The sequence below is a fragment of the Nostoc sp. PCC 9305 genome (assembly GCF_963920915.1).
GTDB lineage: Bacteria > Cyanobacteriota > Cyanobacteriia > Cyanobacteriales > Nostocaceae > Nostoc.
Map to the genome: position 1 here is coordinate 1 of NZ_CAWUDN010000084.1, position 16,498 is coordinate 16,498.

Annotated in this window: 12 protein-coding genes; 8 read left to right on the forward strand and 4 right to left on the reverse strand. The window is 41.8% G+C overall.

Going from position 1 to position 16,498, the window contains the following annotated elements; translation table 11 throughout:
- Positions 1–417: 417 nt before the first annotated feature.
- The 6 genes from trpA (at position 418) to ACM0OX_RS25805 (ending at position 7,009) form a co-directional block, all read left to right on the forward strand.
- Positions 418–1,245 carry a tryptophan synthase subunit alpha gene (gene trpA / locus ACM0OX_RS25780; RefSeq protein WP_414517745.1) on the forward strand — a complete coding sequence of 276 codons (828 nt, stop codon included), beginning with the start codon at positions 418–420 and terminating at the stop codon, positions 1,243–1,245.
- Positions 1,246–1,554: 309 nt separating this feature from the next.
- Complete coding sequence (trpB, locus tag ACM0OX_RS25785) at positions 1,555–2,784, forward strand: tryptophan synthase subunit beta (RefSeq protein WP_414517747.1); 1,230 nt, start codon at positions 1,555–1,557, stop codon at positions 2,782–2,784.
- A gap of 182 nt (positions 2,785–2,966) precedes the next feature.
- The gene (trpD, locus tag ACM0OX_RS25790; protein WP_414517786.1) at positions 2,967–4,058 is read left to right on the forward strand and encodes an anthranilate phosphoribosyltransferase; all 1,092 of its coding nucleotides are present in this window, start codon (positions 2,967–2,969) and stop codon (positions 4,056–4,058) included.
- A gap of 180 nt (positions 4,059–4,238) precedes the next feature.
- A complete protein-coding gene (aroF, locus tag ACM0OX_RS25795; RefSeq protein WP_414517748.1) occupies positions 4,239–5,309 on the forward strand; it encodes a 3-deoxy-7-phosphoheptulonate synthase in 1,071 nt (356 codons plus the stop codon).
- Positions 5,306–5,428, forward strand: a complete 123-nt coding sequence (locus ACM0OX_RS25800; RefSeq protein ID WP_414517749.1) for a hypothetical protein — start codon at positions 5,306–5,308, stop codon at positions 5,426–5,428. The genes aroF and ACM0OX_RS25800 overlap by 4 nt, the downstream gene beginning before the upstream one ends.
- A 264-nt stretch (positions 5,429–5,692) precedes the next feature.
- A complete protein-coding gene (locus ACM0OX_RS25805; protein ID WP_414517751.1) occupies positions 5,693–7,009 on the forward strand; it encodes an alkaline phosphatase PhoX in 1,317 nt (438 codons plus the stop codon).
- A 262-nt stretch (positions 7,010–7,271) separates the two neighbouring features.
- Here ACM0OX_RS25805 and ACM0OX_RS25810 read toward each other — a convergent pair whose 3' ends face one another.
- Entirely contained in the window at positions 7,272–8,084 is an 813-nt protein-coding gene (locus tag ACM0OX_RS25810) for an SDR family NAD(P)-dependent oxidoreductase (RefSeq protein WP_414517753.1), read from the reverse strand.
- Positions 8,085–8,504: 420 nt separating this feature from the next.
- On the opposite strand from ACM0OX_RS25810, the gene ACM0OX_RS25815 reads away from it, so the two are divergent.
- Positions 8,505–9,482 carry a threo-3-hydroxy-L-aspartate ammonia-lyase gene (locus ACM0OX_RS25815; protein WP_414517755.1) on the forward strand — a complete coding sequence of 326 codons (978 nt, stop codon included), beginning with the start codon at positions 8,505–8,507 and terminating at the stop codon, positions 9,480–9,482.
- A 120-nt stretch (positions 9,483–9,602) separates the two neighbouring features.
- Here ACM0OX_RS25815 and ACM0OX_RS25820 read toward each other — a convergent pair whose 3' ends face one another.
- Entirely contained in the window at positions 9,603–9,821 is a 219-nt protein-coding gene (locus ACM0OX_RS25820; protein ID WP_414517757.1) for a toxin-antitoxin system HicB family antitoxin, read from the reverse strand.
- Between the two features lie 6 nt (positions 9,822–9,827).
- Positions 9,828–10,250 (reverse strand): putative toxin-antitoxin system toxin component, PIN family, encoded by a 423-nt coding sequence (locus tag ACM0OX_RS25825; protein ID WP_414517759.1) that lies wholly within the window; start codon positions 10,248–10,250, stop codon positions 9,828–9,830.
- 604 nt (positions 10,251–10,854) lie between these two features.
- Here ACM0OX_RS25825 and ACM0OX_RS25830 point away from each other — a divergent pair.
- The gene (locus ACM0OX_RS25830; protein WP_414517761.1) at positions 10,855–12,114 is read left to right on the forward strand and encodes a pentapeptide repeat-containing protein; all 1,260 of its coding nucleotides are present in this window, start codon (positions 10,855–10,857) and stop codon (positions 12,112–12,114) included.
- 224 nt (positions 12,115–12,338) lie between these two features.
- Here ACM0OX_RS25830 and ACM0OX_RS25835 read toward each other — a convergent pair whose 3' ends face one another.
- The gene (locus ACM0OX_RS25835; protein ID WP_414517763.1) at positions 12,339–15,914 is read right to left on the reverse strand and encodes an NB-ARC domain-containing protein; all 3,576 of its coding nucleotides are present in this window, start codon (positions 15,912–15,914) and stop codon (positions 12,339–12,341) included.
- Between the last annotated feature and the right edge of the window lie 584 nt (positions 15,915–16,498).

Sequence of the window (16,498 nt, forward strand, 5' to 3'; positions counted from 1 at the left end):
TAGGGGGATCTACGACGATTTTGGTTTTCTAGAAAGATGTGTGTACACCGTAGCTCCTTTTAGGAGAGAGGTTTGGAGAGAGGTCAAAGTGTATTGCATCTAAGCGAGAAGCGCTATATTACGTTCAAAAAATTAAGCTCTAATACTCATTAACGGAGATAAAAGCCTCATTAACGGAGATAAAAGACTCGTTCACGGAGATAAAAGCCTCATTAACGGAGATAAAAGCCTCATTAACGGAGATAAAAGACTCGTTCACGGAGATAAAAGACTCATTAACGGAGCTAAAAGACTCGTTCACGGAGATAAAAGCCTCATTCACGAGTATCAAAGACTCATTAACAAAAAATTTAGCATGGGCATTGCTAATTGTTAATTATTCCAAAACTATTAAACAATCATTAGCTATTTTTCAGCATGACCTCTATCTCCGATTCCTTTCAAACTTTACGCGATCGCCAACAGTGTGCTTTAATCCCTTTTATCACAGCAGGCGATCCTAACTTAGAAACCACTGCCGAAGCCTTACGCATTTTAGATCGTAACGGTGCTGACTTTATCGAGTTAGGCATTCCCTACTCCGATCCTCTCGCAGATGGGCCTGTAATTCAAGCAGCAGCAACCCGCGCTTTGCAAAAAGGCACGAAATTAGAGCAAGTGCTAGAGATGTTACACATAGTGATTCCTAGCCTAAAAGCGCCGATAATTCTATTTACTTACTACAATCCCATTTTGCACCGGGGTATTAAGACATTTTTGGCGCAAATTGCCACTGCTGGGGTGCAGGGATTGGTAGTCCCAGACTTACCCTTAGAAGAAGCAGAAGAATTAATCCAAACTGCTGCATCTTTTGGAATTGAGGTAATTTTACTCGTAGCTCCTACCAGTTCTCAAGATAGAATTGTTGCGATCGCTCGTCAATCTCAAGGTTTTATCTATCTCGTTAGCGTAACAGGCGTTACAGGTATCCGCACTCAAATCCAAAACCGCGTAGAGCATTTAATTACCGAGTTGCGAAGCGTCACCGATAAACCCATCGGCGTTGGTTTTGGCATCTCTGCACCAGAGCAAGCACATCAAGTCATGGAATGGGGTGCAGATGCAGTGATTGTTGGCAGCGCCTTTGTAAAACGTTTAGCTGAAGGTAGCCCAACAGAAGGATTGCAAGCCGTGGAAGAATTTTGTCGAGAACTTAAAACAGCAATTACTCAACTATCCCTGCAACAAATTGTTTCCGCAAAATAAAAAAGCTCTCTTTTTTTCTCTCTGCGTTCTCTGCGCCTCTGTGGTTCGATAAAGAATAACGAACCGTAAAAGGGAGGGATGGCGGTATGTCTACCCCCAAAGCTACGGCGTTAGGAGATTTATTATCCCTATTACCAATTTTGACTCTAACGATTTAGTGCGCCCTATAGACGTTTTGAATCACAGAAACCTGGGCTATATCTACGAAACCCGTGAAAGGAAAACGCAAAGAAGATTTTAGCTGTGGCATAAGTTCTAAAAAATTAGAACGCGAGTAAAAAATACTTAAACATAAAAGGATTTTAACCAATGGTAAGTCTACAAGACATCAAGACTGCAACTCAACAACCAGATTCATTGGGTAGGTTTGGCAGATTTGGCGGTAAATACGTCCCAGAAACCTTAATGCCTGCATTAAGTGAATTAGAAGCAGCATTTCATCAATATCGCAACGAGCCGAGTTTCCAAGCAGAACTGCAAAACTTACTGCGTGACTATGTAGGACGACCCAGCCCATTATATTTTGCCGAACGCTTGACAACAAACTACGCTAGACCAGATGGCACTGGGCCACAAATTTATTTAAAGCGCGAAGATTTAAATCATACAGGCGCTCACAAAATTAATAATGCTTTGGCTCAGGTGTTACTCGCTAAACGCATGGGTAAGCAACGGGTGATTGCCGAGACAGGTGCAGGACAACACGGTGTAGCGACTGCAACTGTATGCGCGCGGTTTGGTTTGAAATGTGTGATTTACATGGGCGTCCACGATATGGAACGCCAAGCTCTGAACGTGTTTCGGATGAAATTAATGGGGGCAGAAGTTAGTCCAGTGGAGGCAGGTACGGGAACTCTCAAGGATGCAACTTCTGAAGCAATTCGAGATTGGGTGACGAATGTGGAAACAACTCATTACATCCTCGGTTCCGTTGCGGGGCCTCATCCCTACCCAATGATTGTCCGTGACTTCCACGCGGTAATTGGTGTAGAAACTCGCGCTCAATCCCAGGAGAAATGGGGAGGATTACCAGATATTCTACTGGCTTGCGTGGGTGGAGGTTCCAACGCGATCGGCTTATTCAATGAATTTGTCCATGAACCTTCAGTGCGCCTAATTGGAGTAGAAGCGGCGGGTGAAGGTGTAGATACAGAAAAACACGCCGCTACCTTGACAAAAGGAAAAATAGGTGTATTGCACGGTGCAATGAGCTATCTACTGCAAGATGATGATGGTCAAGTCATCGAAGCCCATTCAATTAGTGCGGGATTAGATTATCCCGGCGTTGGCCCTGAGCATAGTTATTTAAAGGATCTTGGCCGCGCCGAATATTACAGTGTCACCGATAAACAGGCATTAGATGCCTTCCAGAGGCTTTCGCAACTAGAAGGAATTATCCCAGCTTTGGAAACTGCTCATGCGATCGCATATCTCGAAACCCTTTGTCCTCAATTAAAAGGCAGCCCCCGCATCGTCATAAATTGTTCCGGCAGAGGTGACAAGGATGTGCAAACAGTCTCAAAAGTCCTTAGTTATTAGTCCCAAATTGATTGACCATTCAAGAGACTTGTAAAATCTCTTGTTTTTTCTCAGCGCTCTCTGTGCCTCTGTGGTTTAAAAATTAATTTCTTTTAAACCGCAGAGGCGCAGAGAACACAGAGTAAAGAGGAATTTATTGATCAAAATTTTTACCCACCGAGCTAGCTTTGACTCTTAACGAAATGATCGCCGTAACGCAAACTCCACCCGATCAAATCTCCATCCCTTCTGAGTTCTACAACTGGCCAGCTTTATTGCAACAATTGCTAAATCGGCAATCGTTGACGGTTCCCCAAGCTGCGGATTTGATGCAAGGTTGGCTCACAGATGCCATTCCCCATGTTCTATCGGGAGCGATTTTAGCCGCAATTCAAGCCAAAGGCGTCTCTGCCGAAGAATTAGTCGGCATGGCCACCGTCTTACAATCCCAATCCCCAGTACCCAGTACCCAGTACCCAGTCCCTCTAATTGACACCTGTGGAACTGGTGGAGATGGTGCTTCAACCTTTAATATTTCCACTGCTGTCGCCTTTGTGGCCGCTGCTGCTGGGGTAAAGGTTGCCAAACATGGCAATCGTTCGGCATCCAGCAAAACTGGTTCTGCTGATGTGCTGGAAGCTTTGGGTATAAATCTCAATGCCACTCCTGAAAAAGTGCAAGCCGCAGTGGGTGAAATCGGAATCACCTTTTTGTTTGCTCCTGGCTGGCATCCTGCACTTAAGGCGATCGCAACTTTGCGAAAAACTTTAAAGGTGCGGACTGTTTTTAATTTGCTCGGCCCGCTAGTAAATCCCATGCGACCGACAGGGCAAATTATTGGTGTGAACGACCCGCTTTTACTGGAAGAAATTGTTCAAGCTTTATCCCACCTGGGATGTCAGCAAGCGATCGCACTCCACGGACGAGAACGTTTAGATGAAGCTGGTTTGGCAGATGTCACTGATTTAGCTGTACTCCAAGATCAAAAAGTCCACTCTTTGACGCTCAATCCTCAAGAACTGGGTTTGAGTTTTGCACCCACTGCGGCGTTATCCGGTGGAGATGTCGAAGAAAATGCCGAAATCTTGAAAGCAGTTTTGCAAGGTAGAGGCACTCAAGCGCAACAAGATGTAGTCGCTTTAAATACAGCCTTAGCCCTGCAAGTTGGTGAAGCCATTCATGGGGAAACTGATGTTTTAGCAGGTTGTGTTAAAGGTATTGCTCTTGCCAAAGGAATTCTGCAAAGCGGTGCAGCTTGGACAAAACTAGAACAACTTGCGGAATTTTTGCGCTAATTGCTAAACAGCCCTGGCGAATGGAATTCGCGGCTACACAGGCAAAGTCCGCCTCCGCGGACTAAGAAAAATTGCGGGTTTGAAACCCACGGAGGTGGGTTTTGCTTGTGTAGACGCGGTTTCTAACCGCCCTTTTAACTGTATTACACCCAAAAACTAACTATAGGGAAGGAAAAACAGATGATTATCATACTTAAGAGCGGTACACCTGTTGAGGAAATTACTCGCATTAGCCAAGAACTGAGTGACACTTGGGGAGTCACGGTAGAAAAAAGTGTTGGTACTCATAAAGTTGTACTAGGGCTAATTGGTGATACCACTAGCATCGATAAATTACAGGTTCAGGAATTCAGCCCTTGGATTGAGCAAGTATTACGAGTGCAACAACCTTTCAAGCGGGTAAGTCGAGAATTCCGACATGGAGAAGCCAGCGAGGTTATTGTTCCTACACCTAATGGTCGTGTCTATTTCGGCGAACATCATCCGATTGTAGTGGTAGCCGGGCCTTGTTCTGTTGAAAATGAAGCGATGATTGTCGAAACGGCAAAGCGCGTGAAGGCAGCTGGGGCACAGTTTTTGCGTGGCGGAGCCTACAAACCCCGTACTTCACCCTATGCGTTTCAAGGTTATGGTGAAAGCGCTTTAGATTTGTTAGCAGCAGCGCGGGAAGCTACTGGTTTGGGTATCGTTACAGAATTAATGGATGCTGCCGATTTATCCGCAGTGGCGAGAGTAGCTGACATCATCCAAATCGGAGCGCGAAATATGCATAACTTTTCGTTGCTGAAAAAGGTAGGCGCTCAAGATAAACCAGTGCTGCTGAAGCGGGGTATGTCTGCAACAATTGACGAGTGGCTGATGGCGGCAGAATATATTTTGGCATCTGGAAATCCTAATGTGATTCTTTGCGAGCGGGGAATTAGAACCTTTGATGGTAAATATGCCCGCAATACTTTAGATTTATCAGTGCTGCCGGTGTTGCGATCGCTGACCCATTTACCAATTATGATCGATCCCAGTCATGGTACTGGTAGGTCTGAATATGTGCCATCGATGGCAATGGCTGCGATCGCAGCTGGTACAGATGCCTTAATGATTGAAGTTCACCCCAATCCCGCAAAAGCTTTATCCGATGGCCCCCAATCTCTCACCCCTGAGAAATTTGACCGCTTGGTTCAAGAAATGTCAATTCTGGGCAAACTAGTCGATCGCTGGTCTACACCTATATTCGATCGTATTGGTGGGCGTTGAATTCTGAATTTAGGAGCAAAGTTGGAGATGCTCTGGTGCGATCGCTTAAGGGTACACGGACTCGTCTGCGGGATCTTGTTACAGACCCGCCACTGATTAAACCCCCACCCAATCTATGATTGGGTGGGGGTTTTAAACCTTGTTGTTCATTCGCTTTTTCGTACAAAATTCATTCTGTTAGCGGATAGCTAAGGTTTAGCCCATTCTGACTCCTGAATTTTGTTGAGATAAAACTTATATGCATAAATTTAGCTAATTCTGGAAAGCTTTTATATAAATTTATTTTTTATTAACTCACCCTAAATTAAATAAAGCATTACCCAAACTTAATCACAATCAAATATTTTTTCTTCAGCATTATCTTAAGTAACCAAATCATCCCCATGACACTCTCAAGACGTAAATTCTTTGCAGTAGCAGGTACTACTGCCGTCGGCACTTTGATGGTGTCTCCTTTGGAAGGTCTTCTTGCCAGAAAAGCCTTTGGTAAAAAACTTGGTAAAGGATATGGGCCACTTTTACCAGATCCCAACCGTTTGTTAGATTTACCAAGCGGATTTGAGTATCAAGTTATCTCTCGCACAGGAACCCTGATGAGCGATGGCAATCTAGAGCCTAGTAATCATGATGGTATGGCAGCCTTCCCTGGGCCCAAAAACACAACCATTCTAGTTCGCAATCACGAACTTAGCATCAATTCTGGTACACGAGTACAAGTACCAAATCCCTACGATCCCATTTGCAGAGGTGGCACTACGACTCTAGTTGTTGGACGCGATCGCCAGTTGATCAAACAGTTCAGCTCTCTCGGCGGAACCATTCGTAACTGTGCCGGTGGTTTAACTCCTTGGGGTTCATGGATTAGCTGTGAAGAAGATACAACTATACCAAGTGCAACTAATGGAGTCACAAAGTTACACGGTTACAACTTTGAGGTTCCAGCTAGCGCCACCTCTCCTGTAGACCCAGTGCCTCTAGTTGCGATGGGACGGTTTAATCATGAGGCTATAGCTGTAGATCCCAAAACTGGATATGTCTATCAAACTGAAGATAGAGGAGATAGCCTCTTCTACCGTTTTATCCCAAAAGTTCCTGGTCGGTTAAAAGAAGGAGGCATTCTTCAAGCTCTGAGGATTATAGGTAGACCAGGAGTCAACACCAAGACCGGTTTCGTAGTAGGACAGAAGTTGTCTGTAGATTGGGTGAATATTCCTGACCCCAACCCAACAACTATAGATAATGTCAGAGTGCAAGGTCGCAACTTAGGTGCAGCCCAGTTTAGCCGTGGGGAAGGCATTTATTATGAAGACAACAAGGATAAGAAGGACAAGAAAGGCAAAGGAGAATTTTACTTCACTGCTACAGATGGTGGCCCTGTAGGCGGTGGTCAGGTATGGCGCTACATTCCAGGTGAAGAGACAATTGAATTGTTTGTCGAGTCTCAATCTAAAGATGAACTCGATATGCCCGATAACTTAGTTGTGGCACCTTTTGGCGATCTGATTCTCTGTGAGGACGGAGACGGTGACAATTTCTTAATCGGTATTACTCCCAGTGGTGAAATCTACAAATTTGCACGTAATGCCCTCCAAACAGGTGAGTTTGCTGGAGCCTGTTTCTCACCTGATGGTCGTACTTTGTTCGTCAACATTCAAAGCCCTGGTATTACTTTAGCTATCTGGGGCCCTTGGAAGAAGTAATAGAGGCTAACACGAAATCTCTTCCGTAGTAGAAAACAGGTTTCTTATACACCGTGAAAAGTCAGTAAAACAGTAAAACAGTTAGAGACTTCCAAAGAAAAAGTCTCTAACTGTACTTTTGCAGGATGGGTAATTTATTAGTTGGAATTCCTAAAGCGAAATCTTAGCTGATTTTTGGCAAATGCTTAAACCAGAACAAGAAATTATGTCGTCTAGAAAATCCATTGTTCGGGTCTTCTTGAAAAGAGTATAAAATCTCGAACTACCTCTTTTTTTGAAGTTCATGCATACTTCTAACAACCTTTGTGACTAAATTTCTAGGCGTAAATCTGACGCTTTCAGTTAATATCTTATTTCTCATCCCAGGAATAACAACAGTTTTGTTTTTCATTAAGCCCCGATAACCAATCCTAGCGACGGTTTCCGTATCCATCATTCTGTTAACGTTAGCAATCTTTGAATCTTCCATTGCAGCATTTTGTTGAAATTGCGATGCTGTTGGCCCTGGACAAAGAACAGTCACACTGACACCTGTGCCCTCTAATTCATTTGCGATCGCTTCTGAAAATGATAATACATAGGCTTTAGTAGCAAAATAAACTGCCATTAAAGGCCCCGGTTGAAAAGCAGCTGCTGAGGCCACATTTAATATTTTTCCATAGTTTTGCTCAACCATATCTTTGAGGAACAACTTCGTTAAATGAGTCAGGCTGACCATATTTACCTGTAGCATTTTTAGTTCAGTGCTGAGGTCTGTTTCACTAAATGCTCCATAAGTACCAAAGCCAGCATTATTAACTAGCACATCAATCTTGATGGATGCTTGCTGTAATTCTGTAAAAATTTCTTCTGGGGATGTGGGGATAGATAAATCCTTAACAAAAATTTTGACGGAAATGCCAAATTTCTGGGGAAATTCATCTATAATTTCAGTAAGTTTTTTTTCATTCTTATCTACTAACACAAGATTATAATTATGACGGGCAAAAATCTGGGTTAATTGATAGCCTATACCACTAGCTGCTCCTGTAATTAGAGCAGTTCTTTTTTGCCGATTTCCGTATGTTTGATTCATGTTAAAAAATGGCGAATTTGAGTTAGTTAATTTAACAAAAAGAATTCAGAAGTCAGTAGCCAGAATTCAGAATTTAAATTGGTTTAAATCCCCCGCTAATTTATTCTGACTTCTGGATTCGTATTTAACGTTTATAAATTTAGCTACAGCAATATATAATGTCTGCTGTAGCTATTTTTATGGTGAAAAAAAATGATGCTATCCACCTGAAATGAGTATGCTTCAATCCAGGATATTAGGCGCAAATAGAAAAATCTGTATCTATATAAACAAGAGCAAGAATATTTAATCTCGTCGTTATAATTCAACACCCAAGAATCAGAATTTAGAAAGAATCTAGTATACTTGGTATATTTGTTATCAAATATTCTGCTGATTTTTTAACTATTCTTATTCCTGAATTCTTACATATCATCATCAATGACACAACCTAATTCCGTTACTATAAGTGACGTGCAAGCAGCACAAGAGCGAATTTTAGGGATTGCCCACCGCACGCCTGTACTAACATCTAGAATCGTTAACGATCGCACCAATAGCCAAGTATTCTTTAAATGCGAAAACTTTCAACGCACAGGGGCATTTAAATTTAGAGGCGCATACAACGCCCTAGCTCAACTATCGGTAGCAGAAAAACAAACAGGCGTTATCACCTATTCATCAGGAAATCATGCCCAAGCGATCGCTTTAGCTGGACAACTACTAAATATTCCCACCACTATTGTCATGCCTGATGATGCTCCTGCCGTTAAACAAACTGCCACTCGTGGTTATGGTGCAGAGATAATTTTGTACAATCGCCAAGAAACAAATCGAGAAGAATTAGCCCAAAAATTAGCACGCGATCGCTCTTTGACACTCATTCCCCCTTACGATCATCCCCATGTCATCGCTGGACAGGGAACAACCGCTTTAGAACTAATCCAAGAAGTTGGTGAGTTGGACTTACTATTAGTTTGTTGTGGCGGTGGTGGATTACTTTCAGGATGTGCGATCGCAGCCAAGTCACTTTTACCCAATTGTAAAGTCATCGGCGTAGAACCAGCCCTTGCCGACGATGCTACCCGCTCCTTTCACACCAAAACCCTGCAAACCGTCAAAAATCCTAATACCATCGCCGATGGCGCGCGGACTCCTAGCCTTGGTAAAATTACTTTCCCCTTAGTGCTGCATTACGTCGATGACATGGTGACGGTATCGGAAGAGGCGATTCTTCGCACCATGTTTTTCTTGTGGGAACGTCTGAAAATTGTCGTTGAACCCACTGGAGTGCTTGCAGCAGCAGCCTTACTCGAAGGTGTGGTGACAGCACCAGAGGCGAGAGTTGGTGTCATCATTAGCGGTGGAAATGTAGATTTGGCGCAAGTTGGTAAATTGTTTTCTGTGGGATTGAATTGAAAAGTTAAATTCCCAAATTGACAAACCGCGATGCCTACGGCGGGCTGCGCCTACGCACTTTTGATGATGGGGCTGATGCGATCGCCTCCAGTTAGTGTTTGCATAATCGCCCTACAAGCTCTATTCTGTCAGAGCATCAAGTTTAGCCAGTATTCTTAATCCTTCTTCTGGGTTGCCAGTTGCAGCCATTGCTTTAAATCTTATATGGGCATCGAATTCTGCTAGAGCTATGGTAGAAAGTTCTTCAATCAATTTATTGACACTGATGCCTTTGGCTTGAGCCAGTTCTTTCAATCTATTATGCTTATCGTCTGGTAAACGAATAGTTAAAGTTGCCATTTTTGTTTAACTCCTAATAAGTTCTTCAGGTTTTAATATTGATAAGTTAGGAAATAACAATTCAGCATTTTGGAAATCTTTGACATTGTGAGTGGCAATGATTTGAGCGTTTCCGGCAACTGCTAATTCAATTAAATGATTATCAGCTTCGTCTTTTAAATTAGGTCGCCATAAATAATAGATATAAACCCATTTACTTACGCTCATCAATGATGCAAGTAAAGCAGAAGTTTCTTCAGTAGTTAAAGGGCATTTGGCAACAATTTCTGAGCGATGAATGACTGACTCATACTCCAAAAATAAAGCATTTCCCATCAAAGGCTGATATTCTCCTTTTAAACAGCGTCGAATGAGTTCTCTACTGGAACCTTGAGAGCTAATCAGCGCACTAATAAAAACGCTGGTATCAAGTACAATTTTAATCGCCATGTAAATATGGTAGCATATACGCTGTCAAAAACGTTCTAGCCAAAAGACTTAAAAGCGATCGCCAGAGATAAATATCTTCAATATCGGGCGATGTTTGGCGACAAGCAGCTTTGCGTCTTGCGTCTATGCACTTCTGGCGACTAACTACGTCAGATAAGCGATCGCACTTCTGGTGATGGGGTTGATGTGGGCGATCGCTCTTGTTTATTCACAAAAGCCTTAAATTGAAAATAACTTGAAAATAACTTGCTAAAGTTGCCTGGTGTCAGTAAGGGAAAGCAAGCAAACTGGGATATGTAAAAGCTACATCGCACTTTCCCAATAAATCTATATGCGAGTCATCTACCAGACTGCGAATCGTAAACCAAGAATTAAGCGATCGCAAATTGCAAGTATAAATAGTCAGTTCTTTTTGGCATATTCATCTTCTCTTTTACAAAGACATATAGAAGCAACAAGATTGCTGCCTAAAGTTTTAGGTTATGCGACTTTAGTCTGGGTTGGTGTATTTATAATTTCATTATTTTTATTTTGTAAATAGATTATTTCAAGTAAAAATAATGAGTTTTATCTAAAGCTTACGCCTGCTTCAATTCTAAAAATCATGTTGACTAAAAATCAGGGAGACAATGACATGAGCGCGAATAATGGAAATACAACAAGTAATGGAATCAAGCCACAAACTACACAACCTCAGATTCCAAATGCAAAAAGTGATGCAAACATCCCACTAATAACACAATCTGATAATCAAAAGCCAACACAAAGTGATAAAACCAACTCTAAAAAAACAGATTCAGAATTGAATTCATTAGAGTTGAAAGAATTAGAATTGTTTAGACCTATAGAATTAGTTGGAGTTTTGCTAGGAGCAATTCTTGTCCCTTTTCTTGTTGGATGGGCAACTTTGTATATCAGTAAATCTCAATTTGATACACAACAAACAGATAACCAACATACTATACTCAAAGAGTATATAGATAGTATTTCATCACTCAGTCTGGAGAAAGATTTAACAGAAAATGAAACAGAAGCAAAACAAAGGAATGAAAAAGTTCAAAAAGATATTAAAGAAACTTTAAAGACAAAACCAAAATCAACAAAAGAACAATTGGAAGTATTTCAGAGCATTAAAACTGCCAAAGATTTATCGGATACAGCAGAAGATGCAAGAACTATGGCAATAGGTCAAACACAAACAGCTTTACGTAGATTAAATGGGGAATACAAGGGACACCTTATACGTTTTGTGCATGAGTCTAATTTAATTCAAGGTCAAATTTTATTTGAAGGCGTCAAGAATAAAGATGGTGAAATTGTAAAGAATAAAGATGGTGCAATTAAATGTAAGCCAATAACAATCAAGGTGATAAACTTAAGTGGAGCAAATATTAATGATGTTAAACTCAAAGATGCATCGTTACCGCTAATAGAATTAGAAGGGGCTTACTTGAATAAAGCAGACTTGTCTAATGCTGGTCTTGAAGGAGCTAACCTCAAAAATGCTAAACTCCAAAACGCTAACCTTAAATTTGCTAAACTCCAACCAGCTAAACGCAAAAATCTTGACCTGCGTCCTTTTGACGACAAAGGTATGAAATGTGTGAATGCGGATAAGTTAAAAGACTTAGAACAAAAACCTACTAATCTCCAAGATGCTGACCTTCGAGGTGCTAATCTCCAAGATGCTAATCTCCAAGATGCTGACCTTCGAGGTGCTAATCTCCAAGATGCTAATCTCCAAGATGCTAAGAACTGGCAACAAGCCTGTTACGATGAAAAGCTTAACAAGTACTTAGGCTTAACTAAGCAAGACCGAGATAGAAACTGCAAGGGCAAAGAACCTTATGTAAAACCAGCTTGAAGTAGCTTTTGTTTCATCTCTCTAATTTTTTCAAACATGATTCATACATGGACTAACAACGACAGTATCACAAGCCAAAAAGCCACCCTCAAAGGGTGATATGGGATTTATATTTGATGAGCGATCGCATCTAACAGTTTACCAAGAGCGATCGCTCTCTTCCATTGTCTCAAACAAGCGTAGAAGCTCTGCTTATTGTCGCCAGACATCGCTCACAACAAACCCTACCAAATACCTTCCACAGCCCCCAAAGTCAAAAGCGCTGAACGCTGCGCTGCTGTTAACCCAGTCACCCCCTTGATGTTCATCCCTTCATAAAGGCGATCAACTTTCAAGGTTTTAATGCACTCACCTGTTCCCACATCCCACAGCTTAATTCCCCCATTTTGACTAGTATGAACCAAGATATTACCAACAGAATTAAAGCAAACAGAACATACTCCACTGGTATGAGTATGCAACACTCTGACACAGGTAAAGTTATTGATATCCCATAAGCGAATTGTTTGGTCAGAACTGGCGGATGCCAAGGTGCAACCATCAGGGCTAAAACTGACTGACCATACAGTAGTAGTATGTTCTTGTAACACCTTTAGGCAAGTAAAGTTACTGGTATCCCACAATCGAATTGAGTTATCAGTACTACCAGTAGCGAGCATTTTACCATCAGGACTAAAACTCAATGACCAGACTCCATCAGTCTGACCTGACAAAGTTTTAATAGATTTACCTTCACGCACATCCCACAACTTAACCGAGCAGTCCGCACTACCTGTAGCTAAAGTATTGCCATCAGGACTAAAGGTAACTGACCAGATATCACCTGCGTGACCTTCTAATGTTTTTACACATTTATGCTCGTGAATATCCCACAGCTTCAAAGTCTTGTCTCTACTAGCACTAGCCAAGGTTTGACCATCAGGACTAAAGGTAACTGATGTTACTCCACCGCTATGACCGTTAATCGTTGTAATACAATCACCAGAAATAACATCCCACAGCTTAATGCTGTCGTCCTCACTGCCACTCGCTAGTAAAGAACCATCAGGACTAAAGCTAACTGACGATACCCGCTCTGTGTGACCTTGTAAAATTTTAGTAGAGTATCCAGAGGCAACATCCCATAGCCGAACCAAACTATCTAAATTACCTGTCGCCAACATACAATCATCAGAGTTAAAGCTGACCGAATACACCCCACTATCATGACCCTGTAAAGTTCTCACGCACACACCTTTACTTACATTCCATAAACGCACACTCGAATCATTACCGCAACTAACTAGGGTTTGACAATCTAAACTAAAAGTGATCGAGAACACTTCACTGGTATGTCCGTGTAAAATTTTAGCGCACGTACCTTGCTGCACATTCCACAACCTTACACTGGAGTCAAAACTACCCGTGGCTATAGTTTGACCATCTGAACTAAAGCAAACTGACGATACATCATTTTTATGGCCTTGAAATGTTTTGATGCAATTACCTTTACTCACATTCCATAACCGAACAGAGTAGTCACTACTGCCACTGGCAAGGGTTTTACCATCTGGACTGAAGCGAACCGACAATACCTTGCCAACATGACCTTGCAAAGTTTTTATACAAATACCTCTACTGATATCCCAGAAGCGAATGTCGCAATCATCACTACCACTGGCTAGGATAGAACCATCTGGATTAAACCTGACTGAACACACCCAACCAGTATGACCATGCAATACTTTGAGGCACTCACCTAGATGGACATCCCACAACCGAATTGAAGTATCTTGACTACCACTTGCTAGAGTTTGACCATCCGGACTAAAGCTGACAGACCAAACAATACCTGTATGTTTATCTAAAGTTTTTAGACATTTTCCTGTTTGTGTATCCCATAATTTGACGAGTCCATGATGACCACCACTTGCCAGGGTTTTCCCATCTGGACTAAAGGTGACTGTCCAAATAAAATCTTCATGCCCCTTGAATGTCAACAAGTTTTTTCCATCTGCCATTTGCCATAAATGAATTTGTCCATGCTGATCGCCCGTAGCCAATTGTTTTCCATCTGGACTCAAGGCAATTGACAAAACACTCTTGAAGCTTGTAGCAAATACAGATTGATCAAAAGCAGTATTTTGGAAATTAACTCCAGCTAAATTTACACCCTGTAGGTCAGCTTGCCTAATGCTCAAATTTGAGAAATCATACCCCTGAAAATTTATTTGTAAATGCGCTAACAAGTTGAGGATATTGCCCCCTGCATATCCTGCTAATATTGCAGTTTGATGTCTTTGCTGTTCCAATACATCCTGCAACAAAATTACCAGCTTTTGTTGACTGCCTATATCTAGCAATAATTCCTCAAGCAAGGGTTCCACAATTAATTGCTTTTGTGTCTCCCGGATGTAGTCTTTGCTTGTTGCTTTGATTAAAGCATGGGTTTGGAATAAACCTAAACGGACAGACTTTTCCCTTACTAATTCTTGACAAAGTTGTTTAACCAACCGCTGGGTGCTATATTCCATCACGACTGGTTGCAGGAAGAAATGCTCACCGCTTTTTTCAATTAATGACCGTTGCAATAGAGATTTAATTGCTGAAGGTACGAGACGCTGGGAAGATGATGTCACTATATCAGCAACTAACTCGGTAAGGGATACTGGCTCTCGATTAATTGCTAGCCAATACATTACTTCCTCTTGTACTACTGACAAATGGTAGAACTGCCGTTCTAACAAGTCGCCAATGTCCTCAAAAATTAGTATCCCGTGTTCCACATACTCTAAAACCGGGGCAATTCTACCGTCGAAAAGCTCTTGGGTTCCGGCTGCTACCATCTTGAGCGCTAAGGGATTACCCCCGTAATGCTCGATGAGTTCTTGCCATTCTCGTTCTGTTCCCGTGAATTGCCCTTTTTGCTGGAATAACTCTTGTCCCTCAATAGAATTTAATCCTTTTAATGGGAGCGATCGCACTCCTGTTCTGTCTCCTTCTAACGGTACAATTTCTCTGGGTTTTTCTCTAGAAGTGAACAGAACACAACTAATATGGGGTACTTCACCAACGCGCTTGAGTAATTGACCATATCCCTCATAGCCAGGACGACATTGCCCTGCTTGACCACCAGAGAGAATTGTCTCTACATTGTCTAAAATCAGCAGACAACGGTTTGATTGCAAACATTCCATCAGCTTTGCTAGTTTGCTATCAAAGCTTTCGGGTATTACCATCTCCTTTCGCAGCGCCAACAGCAGAGATTGCAGTATGTTGGTTAATTGCTCGTCTACTGGTGGTGCATTTTGCAGGCTGCGCCACACTACTACCTCAAATTCGCTTTGAATTTGCAGCCCCAACTTCACCACTAAAGTGCTTTTGCCAATACCACCAATTCCCAGCAGTCCAACTAGACGACATCGTTCTTCTAATATCCAGTGTCGGAGCTGCAATAATTCTTCACCGCGACCAAAAAATACAGATACATCTGGTGCTTCTTGCCAATCATACTCTGGGTTTTGTTGTCGAGTTTCTAGTTCCTCTAAGGTCGAGGTAGGCCGGGTATAATCGCTTTGAGATAACTCCAGCCCAAAGGCAGCGAAGGCAAACTGCAAGGAAGTTTTATCTACAGGTTCCAAGCGTGCCAAAATTCTAGATATAGTGTGTAGAGCTAAACGGGTGCGATCGCTTAGTTCTTCTAATGAAAAGCTATCTCCAGCATTCTCATCAAATTCGGCTTGAGCTTTGGCATCCCGAAATTTCTCCCAGCCTTGTAGGGTAAGGATTACACCCCGTCTGCGTTTGCTTGCTTGTTTCATCAACGTCACCTAAAACCGAGTAGATGCATCTCCATAGAGGAAATTCTCAAAGGAAAATAGAAGAAGATAGTTGTGGAACAATAACTCCAGATTGATAAATTAAATAAAATATGAAAAACATCGCACTTTATTCTAGCTAACTTCTTTATTTAACCCGATTGGCATCTCCCAAAAATGCCAATATCTCTCAATAACTGGCTTTCAAAAGACAATATTGCTTTGTGGAAAAATTAGCCAGTTTCAACGCTAAATCAGGTATTGATGCAGTTATTTTTGATAATAAGGCAAAACTAAGTATCTGTAAATGTAAATTTTATCCCTGGTGAAACCGAGCCATTCGAATATTTAGTAAAACTGTGGCATAGCTTTTTACCCCACTTCCATTTCTCTCTCCCACAGGGTTAGAGGCTTTGAAACTCAGTTTTAGTTTTTCTCTGCTTGGATGAAAACACACTTCCATTTACTTGGAGAGAAAGCTTACTTGGTGGGTTAGGTTTCTGAGGTTTTAATATTAGCAATAATACTTTTCAAACATCTTCTTAAACAAGTTTTCATTTATTTAAACTACATCTGTATACAGGGAA

Bases quoted from the DNA above. Each gene is read 5' to 3' on its own strand.
- ACM0OX_RS25810 (WP_414517753.1), bottom strand. From the start codon at position 8,084: ATGAATCAAACATACGGAAATCGGCAAAAAAGAACTGCTCTAATTACA.
- ACM0OX_RS25805 (WP_414517751.1), top strand. From the start codon at position 5,693: ATGACACTCTCAAGACGTAAATTCTTTGCAGTAGCAGGTACTACTGCC.
- ACM0OX_RS25820 (WP_414517757.1), bottom strand. From the start codon at position 9,821: ATGGCAACTTTAACTATTCGTTTACCAGACGATAAGCATAATAGATTG.
- trpB (WP_414517747.1), top strand. From the start codon at position 1,555: ATGGTAAGTCTACAAGACATCAAGACTGCAACTCAACAACCAGATTCA.
- ACM0OX_RS25825 (WP_414517759.1), bottom strand. From the start codon at position 10,250: ATGGCGATTAAAATTGTACTTGATACCAGCGTTTTTATTAGTGCGCTG.
- ACM0OX_RS25835 (WP_414517763.1), bottom strand. From the start codon at position 15,914: ATGAAACAAGCAAGCAAACGCAGACGGGGTGTAATCCTTACCCTACAA.
- trpA (WP_414517745.1), top strand. From the start codon at position 418: ATGACCTCTATCTCCGATTCCTTTCAAACTTTACGCGATCGCCAACAG.
- ACM0OX_RS25815 (WP_414517755.1), top strand. From the start codon at position 8,505: ATGACACAACCTAATTCCGTTACTATAAGTGACGTGCAAGCAGCACAA.
- ACM0OX_RS25830 (WP_414517761.1), top strand. From the start codon at position 10,855: ATGTTGACTAAAAATCAGGGAGACAATGACATGAGCGCGAATAATGGA.
- aroF (WP_414517748.1), top strand. From the start codon at position 4,239: ATGATTATCATACTTAAGAGCGGTACACCTGTTGAGGAAATTACTCGC.
- trpD (WP_414517786.1), top strand. From the start codon at position 2,967: ATGATCGCCGTAACGCAAACTCCACCCGATCAAATCTCCATCCCTTCT.